21 protein-coding genes and 2 tRNA genes are annotated in these 25971 nt (G+C 67.2%); 13 read left to right on the top strand and 10 right to left on the bottom strand.

The window, feature by feature from the left end:
* Positions 1-71 precede the first annotated feature (71 nt).
* The 11 genes from ACZK1G_RS15280 (at position 72) to ACZK1G_RS15230 (ending at position 11498) form a co-directional block, all read left to right on the top strand.
* Positions 72-635, top strand: a complete 564-nt coding sequence (locus ACZK1G_RS15280) for a glycine zipper 2TM domain-containing protein (protein WP_049442777.1) — start codon at positions 72-74, stop codon at positions 633-635.
* Between the two features lie 319 nt (positions 636-954).
* A complete protein-coding gene (locus ACZK1G_RS15275) occupies positions 955-1965 on the top strand; it encodes an N-acetylornithine carbamoyltransferase (protein ID WP_014037861.1) in 1011 nt (336 codons plus the stop codon).
* A gap of 119 nt (positions 1966-2084) precedes the next feature.
* A complete protein-coding gene (locus ACZK1G_RS15270) occupies positions 2085-3281 on the top strand; it encodes an argininosuccinate synthase (protein ID WP_101765813.1) in 1197 nt (398 codons plus the stop codon).
* Between the two features lie 153 nt (positions 3282-3434).
* Positions 3435-4523, top strand: a complete 1089-nt coding sequence (locus ACZK1G_RS15265) for an acetylornithine deacetylase (RefSeq protein WP_101765812.1) — start codon at positions 3435-3437, stop codon at positions 4521-4523.
* A 74-nt stretch (positions 4524-4597) separates the two neighbouring features.
* Positions 4598-5926 carry an acetylglutamate kinase gene (locus ACZK1G_RS15260; RefSeq protein ID WP_101765811.1) on the top strand — a complete coding sequence of 443 codons (1329 nt, stop codon included), beginning with the start codon at positions 4598-4600 and terminating at the stop codon, positions 5924-5926.
* A gap of 3 nt (positions 5927-5929) precedes the next feature.
* Positions 5930-6532, top strand: coding sequence for a GNAT family N-acetyltransferase (locus tag ACZK1G_RS15255; protein ID WP_049442822.1), 603 nt, complete (start codon positions 5930-5932; stop codon positions 6530-6532).
* The gene (argC, locus tag ACZK1G_RS15250; RefSeq protein WP_049442781.1) at positions 6529-7482 is read left to right on the top strand and encodes an N-acetyl-gamma-glutamyl-phosphate reductase; all 954 of its coding nucleotides are present in this window, start codon (positions 6529-6531) and stop codon (positions 7480-7482) included. Before ACZK1G_RS15255 ends, argC begins: the two co-directional genes overlap by 4 nt.
* Before the next feature lie 20 nt (positions 7483-7502).
* Positions 7503-8798 (top strand): argininosuccinate lyase, encoded by a 1296-nt coding sequence (gene argH, locus ACZK1G_RS15245; protein WP_049442782.1) that lies wholly within the window; start codon positions 7503-7505, stop codon positions 8796-8798.
* Entirely contained in the window at positions 8798-9061 is a 264-nt protein-coding gene (locus ACZK1G_RS15240) for a YciI family protein (protein ID WP_049442783.1), read from the top strand. The genes argH and ACZK1G_RS15240 overlap by 1 nt, the downstream gene beginning before the upstream one ends.
* Before the next feature lie 11 nt (positions 9062-9072).
* Positions 9073-10230, top strand: a complete 1158-nt coding sequence (proB, locus tag ACZK1G_RS15235; RefSeq protein ID WP_049442784.1) for a glutamate 5-kinase — start codon at positions 9073-9075, stop codon at positions 10228-10230.
* Positions 10227-11498 (top strand): glutamate-5-semialdehyde dehydrogenase, encoded by a 1272-nt coding sequence (locus ACZK1G_RS15230; RefSeq protein WP_049442785.1) that lies wholly within the window; start codon positions 10227-10229, stop codon positions 11496-11498. The genes proB and ACZK1G_RS15230 overlap by 4 nt, the downstream gene beginning before the upstream one ends.
* Positions 11499-11593: 95 nt before the next feature.
* On the opposite strand, the gene pgaD is transcribed toward ACZK1G_RS15230, so the two are convergent.
* From pgaD to ACZK1G_RS15180, 10 genes are all read right to left on the bottom strand, one after another.
* Entirely contained in the window at positions 11594-12064 is a 471-nt protein-coding gene (pgaD, locus tag ACZK1G_RS15225) for a poly-beta-1,6-N-acetyl-D-glucosamine biosynthesis protein PgaD (RefSeq protein ID WP_049442786.1), read from the bottom strand.
* Positions 12061-13317, bottom strand: coding sequence for a poly-beta-1,6-N-acetyl-D-glucosamine synthase (gene pgaC / locus ACZK1G_RS15220; protein ID WP_101765810.1), 1257 nt, complete (start codon positions 13315-13317; stop codon positions 12061-12063). Before pgaC ends, pgaD begins: the two co-directional genes overlap by 4 nt.
* A 1-nt stretch (position 13318) precedes the next feature.
* Complete coding sequence (gene pgaB / locus ACZK1G_RS15215; RefSeq protein WP_049442788.1) at positions 13319-15205, bottom strand: poly-beta-1,6-N-acetyl-D-glucosamine N-deacetylase PgaB; 1887 nt, start codon at positions 15203-15205, stop codon at positions 13319-13321.
* A gap of 1 nt (position 15206) precedes the next feature.
* Positions 15207-17234, bottom strand: coding sequence for a poly-beta-1,6 N-acetyl-D-glucosamine export porin PgaA (gene pgaA / locus ACZK1G_RS15210; RefSeq protein WP_049442789.1), 2028 nt, complete (start codon positions 17232-17234; stop codon positions 15207-15209).
* 341 nt (positions 17235-17575) lie between these two features.
* Entirely contained in the window at positions 17576-18781 is a 1206-nt protein-coding gene (locus ACZK1G_RS15205; protein WP_014037847.1) for a CynX/NimT family MFS transporter, read from the bottom strand.
* A gap of 221 nt (positions 18782-19002) precedes the next feature.
* Positions 19003-19079, bottom strand: a tRNA-Pro gene (locus ACZK1G_RS15200).
* A gap of 140 nt (positions 19080-19219) precedes the next feature.
* Positions 19220-19296 (bottom strand) — tRNA-Pro (locus ACZK1G_RS15195).
* Between the two features lie 55 nt (positions 19297-19351).
* Positions 19352-19468 carry a cytochrome bd-I oxidase subunit CydX gene (gene cydX, locus ACZK1G_RS15190; protein ID WP_005410354.1) on the bottom strand — a complete coding sequence of 39 codons (117 nt, stop codon included), beginning with the start codon at positions 19466-19468 and terminating at the stop codon, positions 19352-19354.
* A gap of 58 nt (positions 19469-19526) precedes the next feature.
* Entirely contained in the window at positions 19527-20678 is a 1152-nt protein-coding gene (gene cydB / locus ACZK1G_RS15185; RefSeq protein ID WP_014037846.1) for a cytochrome d ubiquinol oxidase subunit II, read from the bottom strand.
* A gap of 15 nt (positions 20679-20693) precedes the next feature.
* Positions 20694-22283 carry a cytochrome ubiquinol oxidase subunit I gene (locus ACZK1G_RS15180; protein ID WP_014037845.1) on the bottom strand — a complete coding sequence of 530 codons (1590 nt, stop codon included), beginning with the start codon at positions 22281-22283 and terminating at the stop codon, positions 20694-20696.
* Positions 22284-22510: 227 nt separating this feature from the next.
* On the opposite strand from ACZK1G_RS15180, the gene cydD reads away from it, so the two are divergent.
* Positions 22511-24256: a thiol reductant ABC exporter subunit CydD gene (gene cydD, locus ACZK1G_RS15175; protein WP_049442790.1), complete on the top strand. Its 1746-nt coding sequence runs from the start codon at positions 22511-22513 to the stop codon at positions 24254-24256.
* The gene (gene cydC / locus ACZK1G_RS15170; RefSeq protein ID WP_101765808.1) at positions 24253-25926 is read left to right on the top strand and encodes a thiol reductant ABC exporter subunit CydC; all 1674 of its coding nucleotides are present in this window, start codon (positions 24253-24255) and stop codon (positions 25924-25926) included. Before cydD ends, cydC begins: the two co-directional genes overlap by 4 nt.
* The last annotated feature ends 45 nt before the right edge of the window (positions 25927-25971 follow it).

Below are 25971 nucleotides of genomic sequence, written 5' to 3'. Positions count from 1 at the left end.
GGACGGGTAATGTTCAGCCCCTTGCGCTCGCCACTGCCTACACTATTGCCGTGTCCTTGCTCCCGTCGCCAATGAAATCCACCGCGTTGCTGACCCTGGCCTGCCTGTCGGCGCTGCCCGCCGTGGTGCTGGCGCAGGAGGCCGAGCCCCGCAACCGGGTGGTGATCGTGGAGAACGTGAAGTTCGACTATGCCCAGGTCCTGAACGTCGAGCCGGTGTTCCAGACCCTGCGTGCGACCCGCACCGAAGAGCACTGCGAGCCGGTGTCGACCCGGACCCTGGCCCCGGTCAACGTGACGGGCGAGGAGCCGGTCGAGGACAAGGGCCGGATCAGCCGCTTCTGGGACTCGGTGCGCTCGATGTTCAAGCGCAGCGACGAGGAAGCCGTTGAGGAGACCGGAGCCGAGACGCCGGCCCCGGCGCCGGCCAACACGGGCCCGATGCTGACCCGCGACTGCCGCATTGTGCCGGTGGGGCGTGAATTCCGCCGGCCCATCGCCTACGACGTGGATTACGTCTACAAGGGCACCAAGTACCGCTCGCGGCTGCCGGAAGACCCCGGCAACCGGCTCAAGATCCGGGTGTCGATCACTCCCTGGGTCGGCCCCGAGCAGGGTACTGCCAGCAATCCCTGATTCTGCGACCCCGGCCCCTTGCGCCGGCCCCGGGCGCATGCAAAGATATTTGACCATGAAGCTCACCGACTTCCAGCACGACAGCAGCGCAGCCCGACAGGCGTCTGGCATGACCTCGCGTGCGCGTCGACCGGAACCCCACATCCTCGCTGGGTAACCGGAGCTTTTTGCTGTTCGTCCGAAAAAAACCCAGCCCGCCGGCTGGGTTTTTTCGTTTCTGCGTTCTGAAAGCTGCAACTGCAACCTTTTCGCTCCACCTTTGGTTCCTGCTTTTCCCTTCCACTGCGTCGAACCCGGCGCCGCCACGCAAGGAAAGATGATGTCCCCCAAGCACTTCCTGAACACCCAGGACTGGAGCCGCAGCGATCTCGACGCGCTGCTGACCCAGGCCGCGCTGTTCAAGCGCAACAAGCTCGGCGACCAGCTCAAGGGCAAGTCGATCGCGCTGGTGTTCTTCAACCCGTCCATGCGCACCCGCACCAGCTTCGAACTGGGCGCGTTCCAGCTCGGCGCCCACGCGGTGGTGCTGCAGCCGGGCAAGGATGCGTGGCCGATCGAGTTCAACCTCGGCACGGTGATGGACGGCGATACCGAAGAGCACATCGCTGAAGTGGCCAAGGTGCTGGGCCGTTACTGCGACATCATCGCCGTGCGCGCGTTCCCCAAGTTCATCGACTGGGCCTACGACCGCCAGGACATCGTCCTCAACAGCTTCGCCAAGTACTCGCCGGTGCCGGTCATCAACATGGAGACCATCACCCATCCGTGCCAGGAGCTGGCCCACATCATGGCCCTGCAGGAGCACTTCGGCACCCAGGACCTGCGCGGCAAGAAGTACGTGCTGACCTGGACCTACCACCCCAAGCCGCTGAACACCGCCGTTGCCAATTCGGCGCTGACCATCGCCACCCGCATGGGCATGGACGTGACCCTGCTGTGCCCGACCGCCGACTACATCCTCGACGACCGCTACATGGGCTGGGCCGAGCAGAACGTGGCCGAGAGCGGTGGCTCGCTGAAGATCAGCCATGACATCGACAGCGCCTACGCCGGCGCCGACGTGGTCTACGCCAAGAGCTGGGGCGCGCTGCCGTTCTTCGGCAACTGGGAACCGGAAAAGCCGATCCGCGACCAGTTCAAGCACTTCATCGTCGACGAACGGAAGATGGCGCTGACCAACAACGGTGTGTTCAGCCACTGCCTGCCGCTGCGCCGCAACGTGAAGGCCACCGATGCGGTGATGGATTCGCCGCAGTGCATCGCCATCAACGAAGCCGAGAACCGCCTGCACGTGCAGAAGGCGATCATGGCCGCGGTTGCCGGGCGCTGAATCAAACAAGGGGTAGAGCCGACCGTTGGTCGGCTGCTCCCGCAGCGGCGCATCCAACATTTCAGCCGACCAGCGGTCGGCTCTACCGAATTCCCATCCCCCAAGTGGACCTGATCCCCATGAGCAACAAAGACGTCGTTCTCGCCTTCTCCGGCGGCCTGGATACCAGCTTCTGCGTGCCGTACCTGCAGGAGCGCGGCTACAACGTGCACACCGTGTTCGCCGACACCGGCGGCGTGGATGATGAAGAGCGTGATTTCATCGAGAAGCGCGCCGCCGAGCTGGGCGTGACCAGCCACGTCACCGTCAACGGTGGCCCGGCCATCTGGGAAGGCTTCGTCAAGCCGTTCGTGTGGGCCGGTGAGGGCTACCAGGGCCAGTACCCGCTGCTGGTCTCGGACCGCTACCTGATCGTCGATGCCGCGCTGAAGCGTGCTGCCGAGCTGGGCACCAACATCATTGCCCATGGCTGCACCGGCATGGGCAACGACCAGGTCCGCTTCGATCTGGCCGTGAAGGCACTGGGCGACTACCAGATCATCGCGCCGATCCGCGAGATCCAGAAGGAACACACCCAGACCCGCGCCTACGAGCAGAAGTACCTGGAAGAGCGCGGCTTCGGCGTGCGCGCCAAGCAGCAGGCCTACACCATCAACGAGAACCTGCTGGGCGTGACCATGTCCGGCGGCGAGATCGACCGTTGGGAAGCCCCGGGTGAAGGCGCGCGTGGCTGGTGCTCGCCGCGCAGCGAATGGCCGGAACAGGCGCTGACCGTGACCCTGAAGTTCGTTGAAGGCGAAGCCGTCGAACTGGACGGCAAGGCGCTGCCGGGCGACCAGATCCTGGCCCAGCTCAACAAGCTGTTCGCCCCGTACGGCGTTGGCCGCGGCGTCTACACCGGCGACACCGTGATCGGCCTGAAGGGCCGCATCGTGTTCGAGGCCCCGGGCCTGGTCTCGCTGCTGGCCGCGCACCGCGCGCTGGAAGATGCCGTGCTGACCAAGCAGCAGAACCGCTTCAAACCGGACGTCGCACGCAAGTGGGTGGAGCTGGTGTACGAAGGCTTCTACCACGACCCGCTGAAGACCGACATCGAGGCCTTCCTGAAGTCCTCGCAGGCCAAGGTCAACGGCGAAGTGGTGCTGGAAACCCGTGGTGGCCGCGTCGATGCAGTGGCGGTGAAGTCGCCGCACCTGCTCAACACCAAGGGCGCCACCTACGCGCAGTCGGCCGACTGGGGCGTGGAGGAGGCTGAGGGCTTCATCAAGCTGTTCGGAATGAGCTCCACTGTCTATGCGCAGGTCAATCGCGGTTGACCTGTGACCGGTAGTGCCGGCCGCTGGCCGGCACCTCGCAACGTCAATGGAGGGTAGTGCCGGCCGCTGGCCGGCTCGTGGCACGGCTGGATCATTGCGGAGCCGGCCAGCGGCCGGCACTACCGATTTCGAACCCTACGGATATTCAGAAACATGCTTGAACAGACGCTCGATCACCTGCAGGCCCTGGTGTCCTTCGACACCCGCAACCCGCCGCGTGCGATCACCACCGGTGGCATCTTCGATTACCTGCGCGCGAAGCTGCCCGGCTTCAACGTCGAGGTGATCGACCATGGCGCCGGTGCGGTCAGCCTGTACGCCGTGCGCGGCACGCCGAAGTACCTGTTCAACGTGCATCTGGACACCGTGCCGGATTCGCCGCACTGGAGTGCCGACCCGCACGTGATGCGGCGCCTGGACGACCGCGTGGTCGGCCTGGGCGTGTGTGACATCAAGGGCGCCGCCGCTGCACTGGTGGCGGCGGCCAACGCCAGCGATGGCGATGCCGCCTTCCTGTTCTCCAGCGACGAGGAAGCCAACGATCCGCGCTGCATCGCCGCGTTCCTGGCGCGTGGCCTGCCGTATGAAGCGGTGCTGGTGGCCGAGCCGACCATGAGCGAAGCGGTGCTGGCGCATCGTGGCATCAGTTCGGTGCTGATGCAGTTCGCCGGCCGCGCCGGCCATGCGTCCGGCAAGCAGGATGCGGCCGCCAGTGCGCTGCACCAGGCCATGCGCTGGGGCAACCGCGCGCTGGACCATGTGGAATCGCTGGCCTCGGCCCGCTTTGGCGGACTGACCGGCCTGCGTTTCAACATCGGCCGCGTCGAAGGCGGGATCAAGGCCAACATGATCGCGCCGGCTGCCGAGGTGCGCTTCGGGTTCCGGCCGCTGCCGTCGATGGACATCGACGGGTTGCTGGCAACCTTCGCCGGTTTCGCCGAGCCGGAAGCCGCATTGTTCACTGAAACCTTCCGTGGCCCCAGCCTGCCGGCCGGTGACATCGCCGAGGCCGAGAACCGCCGCCTGCTGGCGCGCGATGTGGCCGATGCGCTGGAGCTGCCGATCGGCAACGCGGTGGATTTCTGGACCGAGGCTTCGTTGTTCTCGGCCGGTGGCTACACCACGCTGGTGTTCGGTCCGGGCGACATCGCCCAGGCCCACACCGCCGATGAGTTCGTGACGCTGGAGCAGCTGCAGCGCTACACCGACGTCGTGCACCGCATCATCGCCGCCGGCGCCTGATCGACCCCACAACGCCACCCGGCCCTGCCGGGTGGAACTGCAACGCGGCGACCGCCGCCTGTGACGAAACCGAAATGTCTCCTGCCCTCCAGCCTCACCGCCAGACCCGCCAGACCATCGTGCGCCTGCTTTCCAGCATGGCCAGCGCGAAGGAGATCAGCCAGTACCTCAAGCGCTTCTCGCAGCTGGACGCCAAGCGTTTCGCCGTGGTCAAGGTTGGCGGCGCGGTGCTGCGCGACGACCTCGACGCGCTGACCTCCTCGCTGTCGTTCCTGCAGGAAGTCGGGCTGACCCCGATCGTGCTGCACGGCGCCGGCCCGCAGCTGGATGCCGAACTGTCCGCCGCCGGCATCGAGAAGCAGACCGTCAACGGCCTGCGCGTGACTTCGCCGGAAGCGCTGGCGATCGTGCGCCGGGTGTTCCAGCAGTCCAACCTGCGCCTGGTCGAGGCGCTGCAGCAGAACGGCGCGCGCGCCACCTCGATCACCGGCGGCGTGTTCGAGGCCGAGTACCTGGACGTGGACACCTACGGCCTGGTCGGCGAGGTGAAGAAGGTCAACCTGGCACCGATCGAGGCCAGCCTGCGTGCCGGGTCGATCCCGGTCATCACCAGCCTGGGCGAAACCGCGGGCGGCCAGATCCTCAACGTCAACGCCGACTTCGCCGCCAACGAGCTCGTACAGGAGCTGCAACCGTACAAGATCATCTTCCTGACCGGCACCGGCGGCCTGCTGGACGAGCAGGGCAACGTGATCGATTCGATCAACCTGTCCACCGAGTACGACCACCTGATCGCGCAGCCGTGGATCCACGGCGGCATGAAGGTGAAGATTGAACAGATCAAGGATCTGCTCGACCGCCTGCCGCTGGAGTCGTCGGTGTCGATCACGCGCCCGGCCGACCTGGCCAAGGAACTGTTCACCCACAAGGGCTCGGGCACGCTGGTGCGCAAGGGCGAAAAGGTGCTGCGCGCCACTGCCTGGAGCGAGCTGGACCTGCCGCGCCTGAAGGGCCTGATCGAATCCAGCTTCGGCCGCACCCTGGTGCCGGAGTACTTCGAAAAGACGAAGCTGCTGCGTGCCTATGTCAGCGAGAACTACCGCACCGCGGTGATCCTCACCGACGAGGCAGAGGGCGTGTACCTGGACAAGTTCGCCGTGCTCGACGATGCGCAGGGCGAGGGCCTGGGCCGCGCGGTCTGGAACGTGATGCTGGAGGAAACACCGCAGCTGTTCTGGCGTTCGCGCCACGGCAACCCGATCAACCACTTCTATTACGCTGAATCCGACGGCTGCTACAAGCAGGACCACTGGAAAGTGTTCTGGTTCGGTGCCGATGGCATCGACCGGATCAGCACCTATGTCGACCATTGCGCCCAGCGCGCACCGAGCCTGGAGGACTGAATGATGGACCATTCCGATCACTGGACTACGATTCCCACTCTGCGCGGCCAACACGTGACACTGCAGCCGCTGCAGCCCGAGCATGTGCCTGGCCTGCGCGCCGCCGTGGAGGGCAGCGGCCTGGACCAGCTCTGGTACACCCAGGTGCCTTCGCCGGAGCGGGTCGAACACTATGTGCAGGCCGCGCTGCAGGCGCAGGCGGAAGGCAAGGTGTTGCCGTTCGTGATCCTTGATGCGGCGGGTGACATCGTGGGTACCACCCGCTTCTACGACCTGGATGCCGGCGTGCCCAAGCTCAGCCTGGGCTACACCTGGTATGCACCGCGCGTGCAGCGTACCGGCGTCAACACCGAAACCAAGCTGTTGCTGCTGCAGCACGCCTTCGAAACCATGGGCTGCATCAGCCTGGTGCTGGAAACCAGCTGGTTCAACTTCACCTCGCGCACCGCCATCGCCCGCCTCGGCGCCAAGCAGGATGGCGTGCTGCGCAACCACAAGCGGCACGCCGACGGCACGCCGCGCGACACCGTCATCTTCTCCATCATCGATGCGGAATGGCAGGGCGTGAAGCGCCACCTGCAGTACCGCCTGGACAGTCACGCATGAACGATTCGACTTTCACCCTGGGCATCGTCGGGGCCCGTGGCCATACCGGCGCCGAGCTGATCAAGCTGGTGGCCGCGCATCCGCGCCTGAAACTGGCCTTCGTCTCCTCGCGCGAGCGTGCCGGGCAGCGCCTGTCCGACCATCACCCGGAATTCCAGGGTGAGCTGCAATACGAGAACCTGGACGCCGACGCGGTGGCCGCCAAGGGCGTGGACGCGGTGATCCTGGCCCTGCCCAACGGCCTGGCCGCTCCATTCGTGGCGGCACTGGAAGCGGTGAAGCCGGACACTGTCATCGTCGACCTGTCGGCCGACTACCGTTTCGACAACAGCTGGTACTACGGCCTGCCGGAGCTGACCCGCGGCCGTTACAACGGCCAGAAGCACATCAGCAACCCGGGCTGCTATGCCACGGCGATGCAGCTGGCGGTGCATCCGCTGCTGGACCTGCTGGCCGGCCCGCCGCAGTGCTTCGGTGTGTCAGGCTACTCCGGTGCCGGCACCACGCCGTCGGACAAGAACAACGTCGAACTGCTGGCCGACAACCTGATGCCGTATGCGCTGACCAACCACGTGCACGAGCGCGAGGTGTCGGTGCAGCTGGGCGTGGCGGTCGAGTTCATGCCGCACGTCGCGCCGCATTTCCGTGGCATCACGCTCACCGCCAACCTGTGGCTGAACCGCGTGCAGACCCGCGAGCAGATCGTCGAGCGCTTCCAGCAGGCCTATGCCGGCGAACCGCTGATCGAGGTGGTGGATGAAGCGCCGTGGGTCAGCCGCATTGCCGGCCGCCACGGTGCCCAGGTCGGCGGCTTCACCCTGGCCCCGGGCGGCAAGCGGGTGGTGGTGGTGGCGACCCTGGACAACCTGCTCAAGGGCGCGGCCACCCAGGCCATGCAGAACCTCAACCTCGCGCTGGGCATCGACGAACTGACGTCGATCCCGCACTGAACACGCATTCCGGAGCCCCCATGGCAGACCTTCTTTGGCAGAAGCCCGGCGTCGCTGTCGACGCCCAGATCCAGACCTTCCTCGCCGGCGACGACGTGATCCTCGACCGCGAGTTCTTCCTGCATGACATCGCCGCCAGCGCCGCGCATGCACAGGGCCTGCAGCACATCGGCATCCTCAGCGCCGACGAGCTGGCCGGCCTGCTGCGCGAGCTCGACGTGCTGGCGCAGGATTTCCGTGAAGGCCGCTTCGTGCTGGACACGCAGTACGAAGACGGTCACTCGGCGATCGAAGCGCGTTTGACCGAACGCCTCGGCGATGCCGGCCGCAAGATCCACACCGGCCGCAGCCGCAATGACCAGATCCTGGTCGCCACCCGCCTGTGGCTGAAGGAGAAGCTGCTGCGCGTGGCCCAGCTCAGCGCCGACGTGGCCAAGGTCGCGCTGGACCGTGCGCAGGCCGAGAAGGACCTGCCGATTCCTGGCTATACCCACATCCAGCGCGCCGTGGTCTCCTCGGCCGGCATGTGGTGGGCCGGCTGGGCCGAGGCCTTCATCGACAACGCCATCCGCGCCCGCGACACGCATGCGCTGGTGGATGCCAATCCGCTTGGCACCGCCGCCGGTTACGGTGTGAACCTGCCGCTGGACCGCGAGCACACCACGGCGGCGCTGGGCTTCGCGCGCATGCAGGTCTCGCCGATCTACGCGCAGCTGTCGCGCGGCAAGTTCGAGCTGGCCGCGCTGGAAGCGCTGGGAGGCGCCACGCTGGACCTGCGCCGCATCGCGTGGGACCTGTCGCTGTTCACCAGCGCCGAATTTGGTTTCGTGGCATTGCCGGCGCAGTACACCACCGGCAGCTCGATCATGCCCAACAAGCGCAACCCGGACGTGATCGAACTGATGCGTGCGACCCACGCCAGCGTCGCCGCCGCACGCACCGAGATCGAGCAGCTGCTGTCGCTGCCGTCCGGCTATCACCGTGACCTGCAGTCGTCCAAGGGTGCCATCTTCCACGGCTTCGGCCGTGGCCTGGCCGCGCTGGAGCTGCTGCCGGCGCTGCTGGCCAACCTGGAATGGCGCGACGACAGGCTGCGTGCGGCGATCGATTCGGGCATGTATGCCACCGACGTGGCCGTGGAAGCGGCCGTGGCCGGCGTGCCGTTCCGCGAGGCCTACAAGGCCGCCGCGGCGGGCGCCGACAGCGCAGGGCAGGGACGCACGCCGGAAGGCAGCCTGGTCGCACGCGTGTCGCCGGGTTCGGCCGCTGATCTGCGCCTGGATGAACTGCGTGCACGCTGGCAGGCGTTGTCCTGATGGCGGCCACGGTGTATCTGGTGCTGGCGATGCGCCGCCCCGACTTCAACGCCGCGGCGGTGCAGCCGCACCGTGATTTCCTCGATGCGTTGCAGGCACAGGGCAAGCTGCAGCTGACCGGTGGTTTCGCCGATGGCAGCGGTGGTGCCTATGTGCTGTGCAACGTCGAGAGCCTGGAACAGGCGCAGGCCATCGTCGCTACCGATCCGCTGGTGACGATGCACGCTTCCGAGCTGACCGTGCACGAATGGAATACCCGCTGAGGCCCTGACCGATGACCCTGCACGCCGCCAACGTCGCCTCGCCGTTCCCGCAACAGGCGCTGCCGCCGTGGCGGCGTGCAGTGCTGAAGGTCGGCAGCAGCCTGCTGGCGGCCGATGGTGGCGGCCTGTCGCCACGCCACGCGCTGGGCCTGGCCCAGTTTGTTTCCGCCAACGTACTGGCCGGGCGCGAGGTGGTGATCGTCTCCTCCGGTGCGGTTGCGGCGGGGCGCGCGATCCTGCCGCGGGCCGATGAACCCGGTGCGGCGATGGCGGCGCGGCAGGCCCTGGCCGCGCTCGGCCAGGCGCAGCTGATCGGGCTCTGGCAGCGATTCTTCGAGCGCCCGGTGGCGCAGGTGCTGCTGACCCACGACGACCTGCGCAACCGCCGCCGCTACCTCAACGCACGCGCTACGCTGAGCGAACTGCTGCGCCTGGGTGCGCTGCCGGTGGTCAACGAGAACGACACCGTGTCGGTGGACGAACTCAAGCTCGGCGACAACGACAACCTTGCCGCGACCGTGGCCGCACTGGTCGATGCCGATGCGCTGTTCATCGCCACCGACATCGACGGCCTGTACAGCGCCGACCCGCGCACCGTGGCCGACGCGCGGCCCCTGCACGACGTACCGGAACTGAGTGACGATGTGCTGGCGATGGCCGGTGGCGCTGGCTCGCGCGCCGGTACCGGCGGCATGCGGACCAAGCTGGAGGCGGCGGCCAAGGCGGGCCGTCTTGGCATCGAGACCTACCTGTTCAACGGCCGCAGCAGCGACGTGGTGCGCGCGCTGGCGCAGGACCGCCTGTTCGGCACCCGCATCCATGCCGCACGCAGCCGCGAGGCCGCCCGCAAGCACTGGTTGCGGCACGCGCCGCTGGCCGAGGGCGCGATCATCATCGATACCGGTGCGGCACAGGCGATGCGCGAGAAGGGCGCCTCGCTGCTGCCCGGTGGCATCACCGGTGCTGAGGGCGCGTTCCGCCGCGGTGACATGGTGCAGGTGTGCTGGATCGCGCCGCAGGGGCGTGTCTGTGTCGCCCGCGGCGTCAGCCAGTACGCCGCCGATGACGTGCGCCGGATCGCCGGCCACCATTCGCGCGACATCCAGGCCGTGCTCGGCTACAACTACGGCGGCAGCGTCGTCCATCGCGACGACCTGGTGCTGCCATGAACGGTTTGAAGGACACCCCGATGAGCGAAATCGAAGCGCAGGTGCGCGCCTGCCGCGATGCGGCGCAGATCGTTGCCGGCCTGGACAGCGCGGCGCGGCGCACGCTGCTGCTGGCGATGGCGCAGGCACTGGAAGTGAATGCAGGGCTGATCCTGGCCGGCAACGCGCGGGACCTCGCCGCCGCGCGTGACAAGGGCGTTGGCAGTGCCATGCTCGATCGCCTGGCGTTGGACCCGGCGCGCCTGTTCGCGATGGCCGAAGCGGTACGCGAAGTGGCGGCACTGCCCGATCCGGTCGGCCAGGTCACCCGCGACGAGGTACGTCCGAACGGCATCCGGGTGCAGAAGGTACGCGTTCCGCTGGGGGTGATCGCGATGATCTACGAAGCCCGCCCGAACGTGACCGCCGAAGCGGCCGCGCTGTGCCTGAAGGCGGGCAATGGCGTGATCCTGCGCGGTGGTTCCGAAGCGATCCACTCCAACACCGCCATCGCCCAGGCGCTGGCCGGTGCATTGAAGGCCAACGGCGTACCGCCGGCGGCGGTGACCGTGCTGACCGACCTGCGCCGTGAAGCGATGCTCGAACTGCTGCAGCTGCATGAGCTGATCGACCTGGCCATTCCGCGCGGTGGCGAAGGACTGATCCGCTTCGTTGCCGAGCATGCGCGCGTGCCGGTGATCAAGCATTACAAGGGCGTCTGTCACCTGTTCGTGGATGCCAGTGCCAACCTCGGCAAGGCCATCGACCTGCTGGTGGACGGCAAGTGCAGCCGTCCTGCGGCCTGCAATTCACTGGAGACGCTGCTGGTGCATCGTGATGTGGCCGAAGCGTTCCTGCCGCGCGTGGCGCAGGCGCTCGGCGAGCGCGGCGTGCAGCTGCGTGCCGATGCACTGGCGCAGCCGCTACTGCCGGGCAGCATATTGGCCACCGAAGACGACTATGCCGCCGAGTTCCTTGATCTTGTGCTGGCGGTGCGCGTGGTTGACGATCTCGACGCTGCCATCGCGCACATCCGTACCTACACCTCCGACCATACCGAAGTGATCGCCACCGAAGACGCGGGCAACGCCGAGCGCTTCGTCACTGCACTGCGCTCGGCGGTGGTGATGGTCAACGCTTCGTCGCGTTTCTCCGACGGTGGCCAGCTGGGCCTGGGCAGCGAGATCGGCATTTCCACCACGCGCCTGCACGCCTACGGCCCGATGGGGCTGGAAGCGCTCACCGTCGAACGATTTGTCGTGCGCGGGGAAGGGCAGACGCGCAAGTAGATCCACGCCATGCGTGGATGCTCTTCGCGGTAGACCCCGGTGCCGACCAAGGTCGGCACCCACCAGAGAGAACGCCGACCAAAGTTGGCATCGGTCTACACCACCTCGCGGCGGATGCCGATCGGCCGCGCGTGATCGTCCATGTGCAGCGTTGCGGCCTTGCAGCCCAGCAGGCGTTCGGCCAGCCCGGTGCTGGCGCCCAGGTCGGCGGCCACCTCGTTGAGGCTGGCCAGCGGCCGCGGCAGGCGGCGCTCGCGGCCACGGAAACGGGCGCGGTTGTACTCGGCCCAGCCGATCAGCAGCACGCTGGCGCACAGCAGCATCAATGGCAGCGCGACCAGCACGTACGGGTCGAACTGGTTCTGCCGTTCGTACAGTTGCCGCCAGGCCAGCTGGCCACCGATCAGCCACGAGAGCAGGGTCACCAGGGGCGCCCACAGGTAGAAGTAGAAGCCCCAGAACGCCAGGGTGACGAAGCCCCAGGCAGTGCGCTGGAAGCGTGGCTGGCGGTGCGGCTTGCGGATCATCCGCGAGTCGAAACGGTTGGACGGGCGTTGCGCGTTCATCGGATCCCCCGGTCAGGGCTGGTCCAGGTGGCCCGCTTGCTGCGACGGCGCAGCAGCGTCTTCGGCAGCGCCACCAGGGTGGTGGAAAGGCTGATCAGCCAGTACGCCATCGGGTACCAGATGACCCAGAAGTAATTGCGTCCAATCTGTGTCTCGTAACGCCGGTCGATGATCAGGCTGCTGGCGAACTGCAGCAGGCAGACCAGTGCCAGGATCACGCCATGCCACTCCGGCAGCAGGCTGGCGATATGCAGCTGCGGCGGCAGCTCGATGAACTTGCCGAGTGCCCACAGCAGCACGATGAACAGCATGGTGTAGGCCCACACCACGCTCAGCACGTACTCCAGCAACACGCCCCACATGCGGCGCTCTTTCCAGTGCAGCAGCGAGCGCGCGTGGCGCAGCATCACCTCCACGCCACCCTGGGCCCAGCGCAGGCGCTGCCGCCACAGCCCCTTGAGCGTTTCCGGCATCAGGATGAAGCACAGCGCGTTGGGTTCGTAGCGGATATCCCAGTGCGCGCGCTGCAGGCGCCAGCTGATGTCGATGTCCTCGGTCACCATGTCATCCGACCACCAGCCGACCTGGTGCAGGGCGGTGCGGCGGAAACCGGCGATCACGCCGGAGATGGTGAAGATGCGCCCGTACACCCGCTGCGCCCGCTTGATCATGCCGATGATCGAGGAGAACTCGGCCACCTGCAGGCGCCCGAGCAGGGTGGAGCGGTTGCGGATGCGCGGGTTGCCGGTGACCGCGCCGACCCGGTTGCCACTGACCAGGTGCCAGATCATCCAGTGCAGCGCGTGTTCTTCCAGCATTGCATCGCCGTCGATGCACACAAGATATTCCGAGCGTGCCGCCAGCGCGCCCATGCGCAGGGCGTTGGCCTTGCCCAGGTTGCGATCCAGGTGCAGCACGCGCAGCCGCGGGTACTTCGCGGCCAGCGCATCCAGGCGGGCACCGGTGTCGTCGCTGCTGCCATCGTCGATGGCGATTACCTCGTAATCGGCCGGATAGCGCTGTGCCAATGCCGCACCAAGCGTGTCGCCCAGGTTCTCCGCTTCGTTGTGGCAGGGAATCAGCAGGCTGGCGAACGGTGGATCGATCATCAGCGGTGGATCGTTGCGTGGCCGCGAATGCCGCTCGCGCCGGAAGTAGTAGTAGAGGCCACCGGACATCCAGAAGAACGCCATCACCATCGGGTAGTAGAAGGCGAACTGGAACAGGACCTGCAGCAGCGGATGCATGTCCATGTCACTTCTCCGGGTACGGGAAGTTGCCGGCGGACATCGCCGCGCGGGCATCGCGGGTGGAGGGCTGGTCGGCGATGAAGTCATCCGGGTACCAGGCGAAGTGGTGCACGCCCTGCGCCTGCAGCTGGCGGATCTGCGCACGCAGGCGCTCGGCGGGAATCGGCTGCCCGCTGCGCCAATCGACGGTCTGCAGCTCGAACAGCGTGTGCTGAAGCTGCGGGTCGTGTGTGCGTACCGCGGCCAGCAACTGATCGAGCCAGCGCTCGGGGTGCTTGCTGCCTTCCATCCACGGCATCGCCATCAGCGCCGTCTGGTCGTAGGCCTTGTTGAACAGGTCCAGGCGCTGCGCGAACCAGGCTTCGCTCTGCGGGCGGAGTACCGGCTCGGCATACAGGTTGCGCACCGTTGCCAGTTTCGGCCGCCAGCGCTGCGCGCTGTCGCGCAGGGCCAGGGTGAAGTCGATCAGTGCCTGGGTACGTGCGCTGCCATCCTCGCCGGCCGCCAGCGCGGGCAGCTCGGTGTCGCGCAGGTAACCGTCGTCATGGAACAGCAGGCCTTCGAAGTAGGAATTGACCGCCAGATCCTCGTAGATGTCGAGCATGATCTGCCTGGCCTTCGGGTTGGTGAAATCCAACCGGTACATGCCGTCGGCATCACCATTTCGGATCGCCAGCGCCTTGCGCTGCACCGGGTCGGGCAGCTCGAAGCCGAGCACCGGCAGCCACGCGTAGACCTTCACCCCGGCGCGGGATTTCAGCTGCCAGGCGACGCGGCTGAACAGGTCCGCCCGCATCGGCATGTGCCGGTTCGGGAAATACAGCGCATCGGCGGTGTTGTTGCCGTCCGGGTCGGCGAAGGCCTGCAGATAGACATGGGTCGGCGCGATGCGCTTGACCCGCTCGATCAATGCATCGAGATTGCGTGCCTGCTGCGCCGGATCCGGGTCATATACATCGTCCAGGTCGATCTGCAGGGCGCGGATGCCATCGAGCGCGATATCACGGCGCAGCTCATAGGCCAGGCCTTCCACCGTCGGGTTGTCGCTCACCAGCAATCGCGCCAGCCCGTGCAGGTCGCTGGCCACCGGGGTGCTGCGGCCTTCCAGGTCGAACGAGACCGGCATGCCCAGCTGCTCGGCGATGTCGTTGCTCAACTGGTTGTAGGCCGCGTACGGCCAGACGATCGCGCGCGGACGTACGCCGAGATGCTGTTCGATGCGCTGCGCGCTGCGTGTGAGGTCGGTGCGCAGGCGCTGCTCATACTGCGCCTCGCTTTCGTAGCTGTGCGTGGCGGGGGTGTAGATGCGGGTGACCACGGCGGGCGTGGAATTGCCCTGTGGGTTGGCAATCACGCCGTGGTGCAGGTCGTCGGTATGGCTGGCCACTTCGATCAGGCCGCTGTCGTGCATCTGCTTCAGCTGCGCCCAGGTGACGAAATCATCGTGGCCGAACGGGCGGTAGCCGTAGTCGATGGTGCGGCCCGGTGCCATGTCCACGTAGTCGGTGATCACCGCCACCAGGGCCGGGTAATGGTAGGCCTGCAGCAGCGGGAAGGCCTTGTCGTAGACGCTGCGCAGGCCATCGTCGAAGGTCAGCAGCACCGGTTTCGGCGGCAGCGTGGCACGGCCCTGCGAGGCTTCGATCACCTGCGACAGCGAGACCGGGTGATAGCCATGCGCGCCCAGCCAGTCCAGGTGCGCGGCGAAGTTCTGCGTGCTCACCGCATAGGTATCGGCATCGCCCTTGGCGGCCACCTGGTCGCGGATGTCGTGGTAGCTGAGGATCAGCAGGCCGTTGTCGATCGCATCAAGATGCAGGGGTTGCTGCGCGAACGCCGGCGGCACGCTGGCCAGCAGCAGGAGCACGATCAGTCGCAGGATGCGGGCCATGTCAGTCTCCCCAGCGCAATGCGGCTTCGAAGCCGATATGGCGTTCGCGATGGCCGTCGTAGACCGGCCGTGACCAGCGCACGCCGTACTCGAACACGCGGCCGGGGCCCAGCTGCCACTCATGCATGTAGGACACCGACGGCACCAGTGCGCTGCCGAAGCCGTCCTGCCAGTAGTCGCCCAGCGAGACGGTCAGCCGGTGCCGGAAGTGGCGCTCGTAATGCCGCCACAGCTGCTGGTCGATGCGCAGGCCGATCTCGACCATGCGGTCGCGTTTCGGGTTGAAGTAGGGCGCATCGTCGCGGCTGCCACGACTGGTGTAGGCGCTGGCCAGGCCATCGATCAGCCAGCGGGGGCGGGTCAGCAGGCGCTGTTCCAGGCTGGTGCTGAACAGCTCGCGATGGTTGCCATCGTCATAGCGGAAGCGGCTGGCGCCGAACATCCAGTGGGTGAGCTCGCTGCGCCGGTAGTCCACCTGTGCGCTCACGCTGTCGGCGGTGATGCCGGCCGCGCGCGCCTGCATCGAGGCGTCCGGATCATTGCGCGCGGCCACCACGCCGGCATGCCAGTAATCGTTGAACTGCCAGCCGACACCGGCGCGCAGGCCGGTATCGCCGATGTGGTCGTTGGCGCGCAGTACGGCTGCTTCTGCGTCCAGCCGCCCGAAGCGGTAACGCACGCCCGCGCCCAGCCACAACGGATCAATGCGCTGGTCCTGGAAGTCGGTCGAACGCCGGTCGGCGAGGGCGAACAACCGCCAGCGGTCATCAAGGATCGGCGTCTCCACTTCCACGCCGTAGTGGCGATCGTTGTTGCCCAGTGGCGAGGTGCCACCGCCCCCGGAGCTGTGGCCGATGTCGGTCCATGCCTTCAGCTGCCAGCCGCGATGCGCACGCCAGGCCTGGTCCATGCGTTCGACCGCCGGCTGGGTGGGATAGCGCGCGACCAGGTCATCGTGCAGCGGTCGCGCCAGGTCGTCGCGCTGCAGGGCAACGTAGGCTTCTTCCATGCCCAGTCGCGGTTCGATGTCACGCGGGTCCAGCGCGTGCGCCATCTGCTGGCGCTGCAGCGCCCTGCGTGGCCAGCCGCGCATCATGTAGACGCTGCCCAGCGCACTCTGCAGCCCGCCGTTGCCGGGTGCGATCTCGACCATCGACTCCAGGTCGTGCTGCGCGGTGTGCAGGTCACCGCTGTAGGCGCGCACCATCGCCAGGTTGAGGTCGGCCTCGTAGCGCGACCAGTTCGCGTAGGGCGACTTGCCGTTGCTCCAGCGCCAGGCCGGCTCCTTGTCACGCCATGCCTGCAGCAGGTCGATGGCCTTTTCCTGCTGCTCGCTTTCCAGGTAGGCGTAAGCCAGTTCCGAATGCGAGGCGTCGCGTGTCGGGTCGCCGGCCACGGCGGCCTGCAGCACCGGAATGGCTTCCTCCGGGTGCAGGGTGCCCATCAACGAATCGCCCACTGCGGGCAGCACGTAGTCGGGCAGGGTGTGGCCTTCGGCCTGCAGTGCCCGGGCTTCCTCGCGGACCTGTGCATGGCGGCCCAGCCGGTTGAGCAGGATCAGGCGGTCCATGCGGATCCGCAGCGGTGCCTGCGCGGGCGGCGTGCCTTCGCCGCCAAGGTAGCGCTGCATGCGGGCCAAGGTCGATTCGGCCTCTTCCAGGCGGCTGTCCTCGCTGCTGCTGTAGGCCAGGCTCCAGACCACCAGCTTGGCCAGGTAGTCGCCTTCAAGGCGCTGTTTCTGTGCATCGTCGAAGAGTTGCGGGCGCTGCTGGTACAGCTCCCACGCGCGCCAGGCGTTGCCGATGTCGCCCAGCGTCAATACGCGCAGCTTGAACAGCAGGTCGTCGTTGGGTTGCTGCTGGCTGGCGCGCTCGATCGCGCCCAGGGCGTCCAGCCAACGCGCCTGGTCTCGATAGCGGCCGATCTCGGCCAACGCCGCGTCGCGGTCGGGCGGGGCAGCGCTGCTGGCCCAGGCCAGGGCGGTGCAGGCAAGGCCGACGCAGAGCGCCAGCCGGCGGTGGACAACCATTGGGGACCCCCTTGGCTTCCGAACCAGACAACCTGTGAAAATGTGACGCACATCACATGCCAGATTCTGGGATGGCCGTGGCCTGCGTCACTCCCTTCGTGCATGCCGCCCAGCAAGGGCGGGTACAACCCGGACAGCGACCTGCAATGTCTTGTCTGAAACGAAAGTCCCCCGCACACCGAGTGGTGTTCCGGGCGGCGACGCCGCCCCCATGCCCGATGCCGGCACGCGGCAATGATGGGCATTCACCGGCACTATCCGCCCGGAATTGTCAGTCCAGCGTCAAGATGCGTGTGAAGACGGATGGCGGGTCGACGAGGCCGGCAGGCGGCCCCGGCCGCTTACCAGAGATCTTCCAGCTTGCGCGGCTTGCAGGCCACCCACGAGGCGCACAGCATCAGGGTGGCGCAGCCGAACAGGAAGCTGAACGGGAGGGTCCAGCCGTCGCTGACCGTGTGCAGCCAGCCGACCAGGAACGGGCCCAGGCAGCTGAAGCTGTAGCCCACGCCCTGCATGAAGCCGGACAGCGCCGCCGAGCCGGTCGGGGTGCGCGTGCGCAGGTTGATCAGCGTCAGTGCCAGCGGGAAGGTGGACGGGCCGACACCGAGCAGGCAGGCCCACAGCAGTGGCGCCTTCATCGGTGCCAGCAGCAGGCCGGTGAAGGCGATCACGAACGAGAAGAAGCCGATCAGCACCAGCGGGAACGGGTTCTGCAGACGCACCGCCATCGATGGAATGACCAGCGACGGCAGCAGGCCCAGCGCCGAGAACACGGCGACCATCACGCCACCGAACGCGGGCGTGCCACCGGCCTCGACCACGATGCGCGGCAGCCAGGTGAACATCGAGTAGGTCATCAGCGAGGTCATGCCGAACATCAGCGTCATGCTCCAGCCCAGCGACGTGCGCCAGACCTTGCCGTGCGGCTGCGCGGTCGGATCGGACGCGTCGGTCTGCGGCTTCGGCGCGCGCGTGGCCAGCACCAGCCACGGCAGTGCGGCAGCCAGCGCCAGCAGCGCCCACATGCCCAGCGAGACGCGCCAGCCTGCGGCGTTGGCCACCGGCACCGCCAGCAGCGCCGGCAGCATCGTGCCCAGCTGCAGCACGCTGATGTAGAGCGTGCTCATGGTGCCGACCTTGTTGGCGAAATAGCGCTTCACCAGCGGTGGCACCACCACGTTGCCGATGCCCATGCCGGCCAGTGCCACCACCGAACCCAACAGCAGCGTGCCGACGTTGCCGGCGCTGGAGCGCAGCAGCAGGCCGGCCATCGCCATCACCATCGCCAGCAGCGTGGTGCGCTCCAGCCCGAGGCGCCGCGCCAGTGCCGGCGTGGCGACGCCGAACAGCGCGAACGAGGCGGTCGGCAGCATGCCCAGCACGCCGGTCATGGTGGTGCCGAAGCCGAACTGCTGGCCGAGCACGTCCAGCAGCGGGGTGATCGAGGTGACCGCGGTGCGCAGGTTGATCGCTGCCAGCAGGATCGCAGCGAACGCGAGGACGCGCCCGTGCAGCAGCGACGGCGAATCGGAAGTGGAGGAACTCATCGGTGGTCCTTGCAGGTGTCGCACGCCGGGGCAATGGCATGCAGCGCCGGCATCGGTCTACGCCGAAGCGGCAGGTGGGGGAGGGGCTGCTGGCGGGCCGGCAGCGCGGCCATTGTACGTGCGGGCTCCGGCAAGGTCCCGTCATGCGGGCGGCCGGGTGCCTGATACAAAAAAACCCGGAGGACAGTGATGTCTTCCAGGCTTCTTGGTGACCACCGAAGTGGTCGGGGAGACAGGATTCGAACCTGCGACCTCTACGTCCCGAACGTAGCGCTCTACCAGACTGAGCTACACCCCGAAGGGAGCCGCCTATTCTAGCGATTTACCCCGATGGCGGCAAGGGGTAAATGCCGTTTTCTTCACACTACCGAAGCAGTGCCACTTCAGGGAACAAAAAAGCCTGGACGACTTCACCAGGCTTCAATGCGACCACCGAAGTGGTCGGGGAGACAGGATTCGAACCTGCGACCTCTACGTCCCGAACGTAGCGCTCTACCAGACTGAGCTACACCCCGAAGGAGCCGCCTAAGATACCGTGTGAAGGCCAGGGCGGCAAGGTTTTTTTACAGCTCAGCGACGATTTTCTTTCTCGATGCGGTTCTGCTCGCGAGCTTCGAACCACATGCCGTTGAGGATGGCCACCGTCGAGGCGAGGCCGGCGCCGAGAATCCAGGCGAAATACCACATGATCAGTCTCCTTCATTCCGGGTAGGTGCCGACCGTTGGTCGGCACACGTGCAGGCGATCAATACGCGTTCGGGTTGTTGCCCATTTCTTCAGTGGTGGTCTTGCCCTTCAGCACGCGGTACACCCAGGTGGTGTAACCGATGATGATCGGCAGGAACACCGCCGTGGCCAGCAGCATGATCCACAGGGTCAGGTGGCTGGACGAGGCATCCCACACGGTCAGGCTGGAGGTGGGCTGGCTCGAGGACGGCAGCAGGAACGGGAAGATGGCGAAGCCGACGGTCAGGATGATGCCGGCGATGGCCGCACCGGAGGCAATGAAGGCCAGGCCGCCGCGACGGGCACGCAGCAGCACCGCACTGGCCAGCAGGCCGGCCAGGCCGAGCAGCGGGGCCAGGATCGTGGCCGGCATCGTGCTGTAGTTGCGCATCCAGCCACCGGCGGCGCCGAGTTCGGCGGTCTTCAGCAGCGGATTGGTGGCGCCATCGGTGACCACCTGCGAGGTGATCTGGTAACCCGGCAGGCCGAAGGCCACCCAGGCGCCACCGACCGCGAACAGCACGAAGGCTATGATCGCGGCGATGCTGCCGAAGCGGGCCGCACGCTCGGCCACCGGGCCATCGGTCTTCAGCACCAGCATGGCGGCACCGTGGGCGACCAGCATCGACACGCTGAGCAGGCCGGCCAGCAGCGCGAAGGGCATCAGCAGGCCGAAGAATGAGCCGGTGTAGAAGATGCGCATGCTGTCATCGAAGTGGAACGGCACGCCCAGCACCACGTTGCCCACCGCCACGCCCATGATCAGCGCCGGGATGAAGCCACCGATGAACAGCGCCCAGTCCCAGGTGTTGCGCCAGCGTTCGCTGGGCATCTTGCTGCGGAACTTGAAGCCGACCGGACGCAGGATCAGGGCGAACAGGATCACGAACATCGCCAGGTAGAACCCGGAGAAGCTGACCGCATACAGCGGCGGCCAGGCGGCGAAGATCGCACCGCCACCGAGCACCAGCCATACCTGGTTGCCTTCCCAAACCGGGCCGATGGTGTTGATCACCAGCCGGCGCTCGGCATCGTTGCGGGCGACGAAGGGCAGCAGGGTGCCCACGCCCAGGTCGAAACCATCCATCACGGCGAAACCGATCAGCAGGATGCCGAGCAGCAGCCACCAGATCACGCGCAGCGTGGTGTAGTCCAGAAGAATGAAATCCATCTTGGTTCTCCTGCCTCAGGCCTGGCCGGCGGCCGGCGCCGAGGCATTGTGGGAAGCATGCGGCTGGGGTGACTGCAGCGACGGCAGCACCTCGTCCGGACCCTTGCGGATCGCCTTGAGCATCAGCTTGATCTCGACCACGATCAGCGCGGTGTAGATCGCGGTGAAGCCCGCCAGGGTCAGCACGATTTCATGCAGGGCCAGGCCCGATGCCGCATAGAAGGTCGGCAGCACGCCGTCGACCGCCCACGGCTGGCGACCGTATTCGGCCACGAACCAGCCACATTCGATCGCGATCCACGGTGCCGGCAGCGTCCACAGGGCCAGCTTGAGGAACCAGCGCTTGTCCTGGAAGTTGTTGCGGCAGGAGTAGTAGAAGGCCAGCGCGAAGAAGGCGATCAGGTAGAAGCCCAGGCCGGCCATCACGCGGAAGGTCCAGAACAGCGGCATCACGCGCGGCACGGTGTCCATCGCCGCCTGCGAGATTTCCTGCGGGGTGGCGTTGAGGATGTCATCGCGGTAGCGCTTGAGCAGCAGGCCATGGCCCAGGTCCTGCCAATGGCGGTCGAACATCTCGCGCGCCTCAACGTCGTTCTTGTTGGCGCGCAGGCGTTCCAGTGCACCGTAGGCCAGCTGGCCACCGCGCACGCGGTGCTCGGCACGATCGACCAGTTCCAGGATGCCCGGGATCGGCTGGTTCAACGAACGGGTGGCGATCAGGCCCATCAGGTACGGGATCTTCACCGCGTAGTCGTTCTGGTGGGTTTCCTGGTTCGGGATGCCGAAGGCGGTGAAGTCGGCCGGTGCACGCTCGGTCTCCCACATCGCTTCGATCGCGGCCAGCTTCATCTTCTGGTGTTCGCTGGCGGCGTAACCGCTCTCGTCACCCAGCACCACCACCGACAGCGACGACAGCAGGCCGAAGGCTGCGGCCACCGCGAACGAACGGCGGGCCAGGTCCTTGTGCTTGTTGCGCAGCAGGAAGAGGGCGCTGATCGCCATCACGAACACCGCACCGGTCACGTAACCGGCACTGACGGTGTGCACGAACTTGGCCTGCGCCACCGGGTTGAACACCACGGCCATGAAGTCGACGACTTCCATGCGCATGGTTTCCGGGTTGAACACCGCACCCGTCGGGTTCTGCATCCAGCCGTTGGCGATCAGGATCCAGATCGCCGACAGGTTGGTGCCCAGCGCCATCAGCCAGGTCACCATCAGGTGCTTGACCTTGGTCAGGCGGTTCCAGCCGAAGAAGAACAGGCCGACGAAGGTGGCTTCCAGGAAGAACGCCATCAGGCCTTCGATGGCCAGCGGCGCACCGAAGATGTCACCCACGTAGTGGCTGTAATAGGACCAGTTCATGCCGAACTGGAATTCCATGACGATGCCGGTGGCGACGCCCATGGCGAAGTTGATGCCGAACAGGACGCCCCAGAACAGGGTCATCCTGCGCCAGATCTCCTTGCCGGTCATCACGTACACGCTCTCCATGATGGCCACCATGAAGGACAGGCCGAGGGTGAGCGGTACGAATAGGAAGTGGTACATCGCGGTCAGCGCGAATTGCAGCCGCGACAGTTCTACGACTGTCTGATCAATCATGGCCTGGCTACCTCGTGGATAGTGCCGTTGCAGGTGGCGGGAAGGGTGGTCTACGACGTGAATGATGTGACCGACTACTTCAAACAGCCTTGATCCAGATCAATGTATGAACAGGTGTGCGAAGGGATCGTATGCGAACCTGATGAAGACTGCGACCGCCGGCCGCAGGGGTCGGCTATTGCCTGCGCCTACAATGCCGTGTCTCCCCCGTTGCCCGTGAAGACCTCTTGAGCGCTGCCGAAACGACCCCTGACGGCCTGTCCCCGGAAGCTGAAACCGCCCGCCAGCGGCGTGTGCGCACGGCCTGGCTGGCCGATCTGGCACGCTCCGCCCGCGGCCGCCAGCGTCTGGCCGCGCTGTGCATCAGCCTCTCCGGCGCGCTGTTGATCGGCCAGGCCGCCGCCATCGCCTGGCTGGTGCAGCAGGTGCTGGTGGAGCACGCGCCGCTGGCCTCGGGGCTGCCGGTGCTGGCGGGACTGGCGGTGATCCTGGTGCTGCGCACCTTGCTGGGCAGCGCCACCCAGGCCGCTGCCGGCGATGTGGCCGACGCCGCCCGCCTGGCACTGCGCGAACGCGTGTTCGCGCGCCTGCTGGGCCATGGCCCGCTGTGGCTGCGGCAGCGCCGCACCGGTGAACTGGGCGAACTGATGCTGCATCACGGTGATGCGATCGAGAGCTATTACAGCGGCTTCCTGCCGGTGCGCACCGAAGTGGTGGTGGTGCCGCTGCTGATCCTGGCCGCGGTGGCCTGGGTGGACTGGGTGGTGGCGCTGATCCTGCTGTTCACCGCGCCGCTGGTGCCGTTCTTCATGATGCTGGTGGGCTGGGGCGCCGAAGCCGCCGGGCGCGCGCAGCTGGGTGAACTGGCGCGCATGAGCGGCCATTTCGCCGACCGGATCAAGGGCCTGGGCCTGCTGCGCCTGTATGGCCGCGGTGACGCCGAGCTGGAGGGCATCGAGGCCGCCGCCGAAGGCGTGCGCGTGCGCACGCTGAAGGTGCTGCGCATCGCGTTCCTGTCGTCCACGGTGCTGGAATTCTTCGCCTCGGTCAGCGTGGCGATGGTCGCGTTGTACCTGGGCCTGAGCTATCTGGGCATGATGTCGCTGCATGCAGCGGTGCCGACGCTGGGTGCGGGCCTGTTCTGCCTGTTGCTGGCGCCGGAGTTCTATGCGCCGTTGCGACGGCTGGCCGCGCACTACCACGATCGCGCCAATGCACTGGCCGCCGCCGCCGAAGTGGAGCGCCTGCTGCAGTCGCTGCCGGACGAGCAGGGCCTGATCGAGAACGAGGTTGCACCGCTGGCGGTGGAGCCGGCCGAGGCCGCCTTGCCGCCGCTGCAGGCACAGGGGCTGGTGTTGCGCCCGCTGGGCGCGCCGCAGGATGTGTTGCAGGATTTGGACCTGCTGCTGGAGCCGGGCCAGCGCCTGGCCCTGGTCGGTCCCAGCGGGTCCGGCAAAAGCACGCTGCTGGAGGCGCTGGCCGGCTGGTTGCCGCCGCGCGCCGGCAAGCTGCAGTTGCGGCCCGGCGTGCAGGTGGCCTATGCCAGCCAGCGACCGTACCTGTTCCACGGCAGCATCGCCGACAACCTGCGGCTGGCCGATCCCGGTGCCAGCGATGCGCGGCTGCGCGCGGTGGCCGAGGCCTCGCAGGTCCTGCAGTTTGCCCAACGCCTGCCGCAGGGGCTGGACACGGTGATCGGCGAGCGCGGCTTCGGACTGTCCGGTGGCGAAGCCCGCCGCATCGGCCTGGCCCGCCTGTTGCTGCGTGATCCGCAGGTGCTGCTGCTGGACGAGCCCACCGCATTCCTCGATGCCGATACCGAAGCGGCCCTGCTGCGCAGCCTGGCCGCGTATGCACGCGGGCGCAGCGTGGTGGTCGCCACCCACAGCCCGGCGGTGATCGCGTGGGCTGACCGTTGCCTGCTGTTGCCGGAAGGCCGCCTGGTGGAACCGGCACAGGCGGTGCGCGCATGAGCCGTTCGCCTGATTCGCTGCGCGCGGTGTTCCTGCGCCACCGGCCGCGCCTGTTGCTGACCATGCTGCTGCTGTGGATCACGATGCTGGCCGGCACGGCGCTGCTCGGCCTGTCCGGTGGTTTCCTCACGGCGGCTGCGCTGGCCGGTGCGGCCGGCCTCGGCCAGGGCTTCAATTTCTTCTCACCCTCGGCCGGCATCCGTGGCCTGACCATGGCGCGCATCGTGTCGCGCTACTTCGAAAAGCTGGTCGGCCACGATGCCACGCTGCGCATCGCCCGCGACCTGCGCGTGTGGTTCTTCCGCCGCGCGCTGCCACTTGCCCCGGCACGGTTGGGGGCCACGCGTACCGGCGAGCTGCTGGCGCGGCTGCTGGGGGACATCGGCGAAGTGGATGGACTGCTGGTGCGTGCGATCGGGCCGCTGGTGGCGCTGGGTGCGCTGTCACTGGTGGCGGTCGCCTCGGCAGCGCTGATCCTGCCCTCGGCAGCGGTACTGCTGGCGGTGCTGGCGCTGCTGATCGCCTTCGGCGTGCCGTGGTTGGGCGTGCGTGGTCGCGACGACGAAGAGGCCGACCGTGCCGCGCATCGCGCCGCGTTGCGCACCGCTGCATTCGAAGGGCTGGAAGGGGCCGGTGATCTGGCTGCGCTGCATGCCGATGCGGCCTGGCAGCTGAAGGTGCGCGTGGCTGCCAAGCAGCTGGCCTCGCGTGATCGTCGTCGGCGTTGGCGCCTGATCGCGGCCTCGACCCTGCACGGCCTGGTCGCCGGGCTGGGGCTGGTGGCGATGCTGGCGTTGGCGCTGCACGCCGCCGAACAACAGCGCATCGCGCCGGAGATGGCCGCGGGCCTCGTGTTCCTGACCGTGGCGCTGATCGAGCTGTGGGCGGGCATGGGCCTGGCCTGGCAGTCGCTGCAGTCCGGGCGCATTGCGGCCGATCGCCTGCAGGCCATCGTCGAACAACCGCCGACGGTGCAGGATCCGCAGGCGCCGCAGCCGGTGCCGCAGGCGGCGCGCGTGCATTGGGATGACGTGCATTTCCAGTGGCCGGGTGCCGCGCGGCCGGTGCTGTCCGGCCTGCAGCTGACCCTGGCGCCGGGCGAACGCATCGCGATTCGCGGCGACAGCGGCAGTGGCAAGACCACGCTGTCCAGCCTGCTGCTGCGGCTGTGGGATCCGCAGCAGGGGCGAATCACCTATGGTGGACGCGACCTGCGCGACGTCGCCCAGGCCGAGTGGCACCGCCAGCTGGCCTGGCTGCCGCAGAACGCACCGGTGTTTGCCGGCACGGTGGCCGAGAACCTGCGGCTGGGTGATCCCGACGCCAGCGATGCCGCGTTGTGGGCGGTGCTGCGCCGCGTTCGCCTGGGTGACTGGGCCGAGCACAACGGTGGCCTGCAGGCCTGGGTCGGCGAGAACGGCGCGACGATGTCGGCAGGCCAGGCGCGACGGCTGGCGCTGGCGCGCGCGCTGTTGCGCGATGCGCCGATCCTGCTGCTGGACGAACCGACCGAAGGCCTGGACGTGGATACCGCACGCGCGCTGTTGCAGGACCTTTCCGGGTTGCTGGACGGGCGCAGCCTGCTGATGATCACCCACGACGACCTGCCCGACGGCGTGGTCGATGTGCAGTACCGGTTGCGTGATGGGATGTTGGAGCGCGAAGCGTGAAAACATCCCGGTAGTGCCGGCCGCTGGCCGGCAACCTCATGGCGT

The organism is Stenotrophomonas sp. 109824_Sma, from assembly GCF_056480025.1.
Note: the sequence above shows the minus strand (reverse complement) of the source record. Positions and strands in the feature narration are given on the sequence as shown.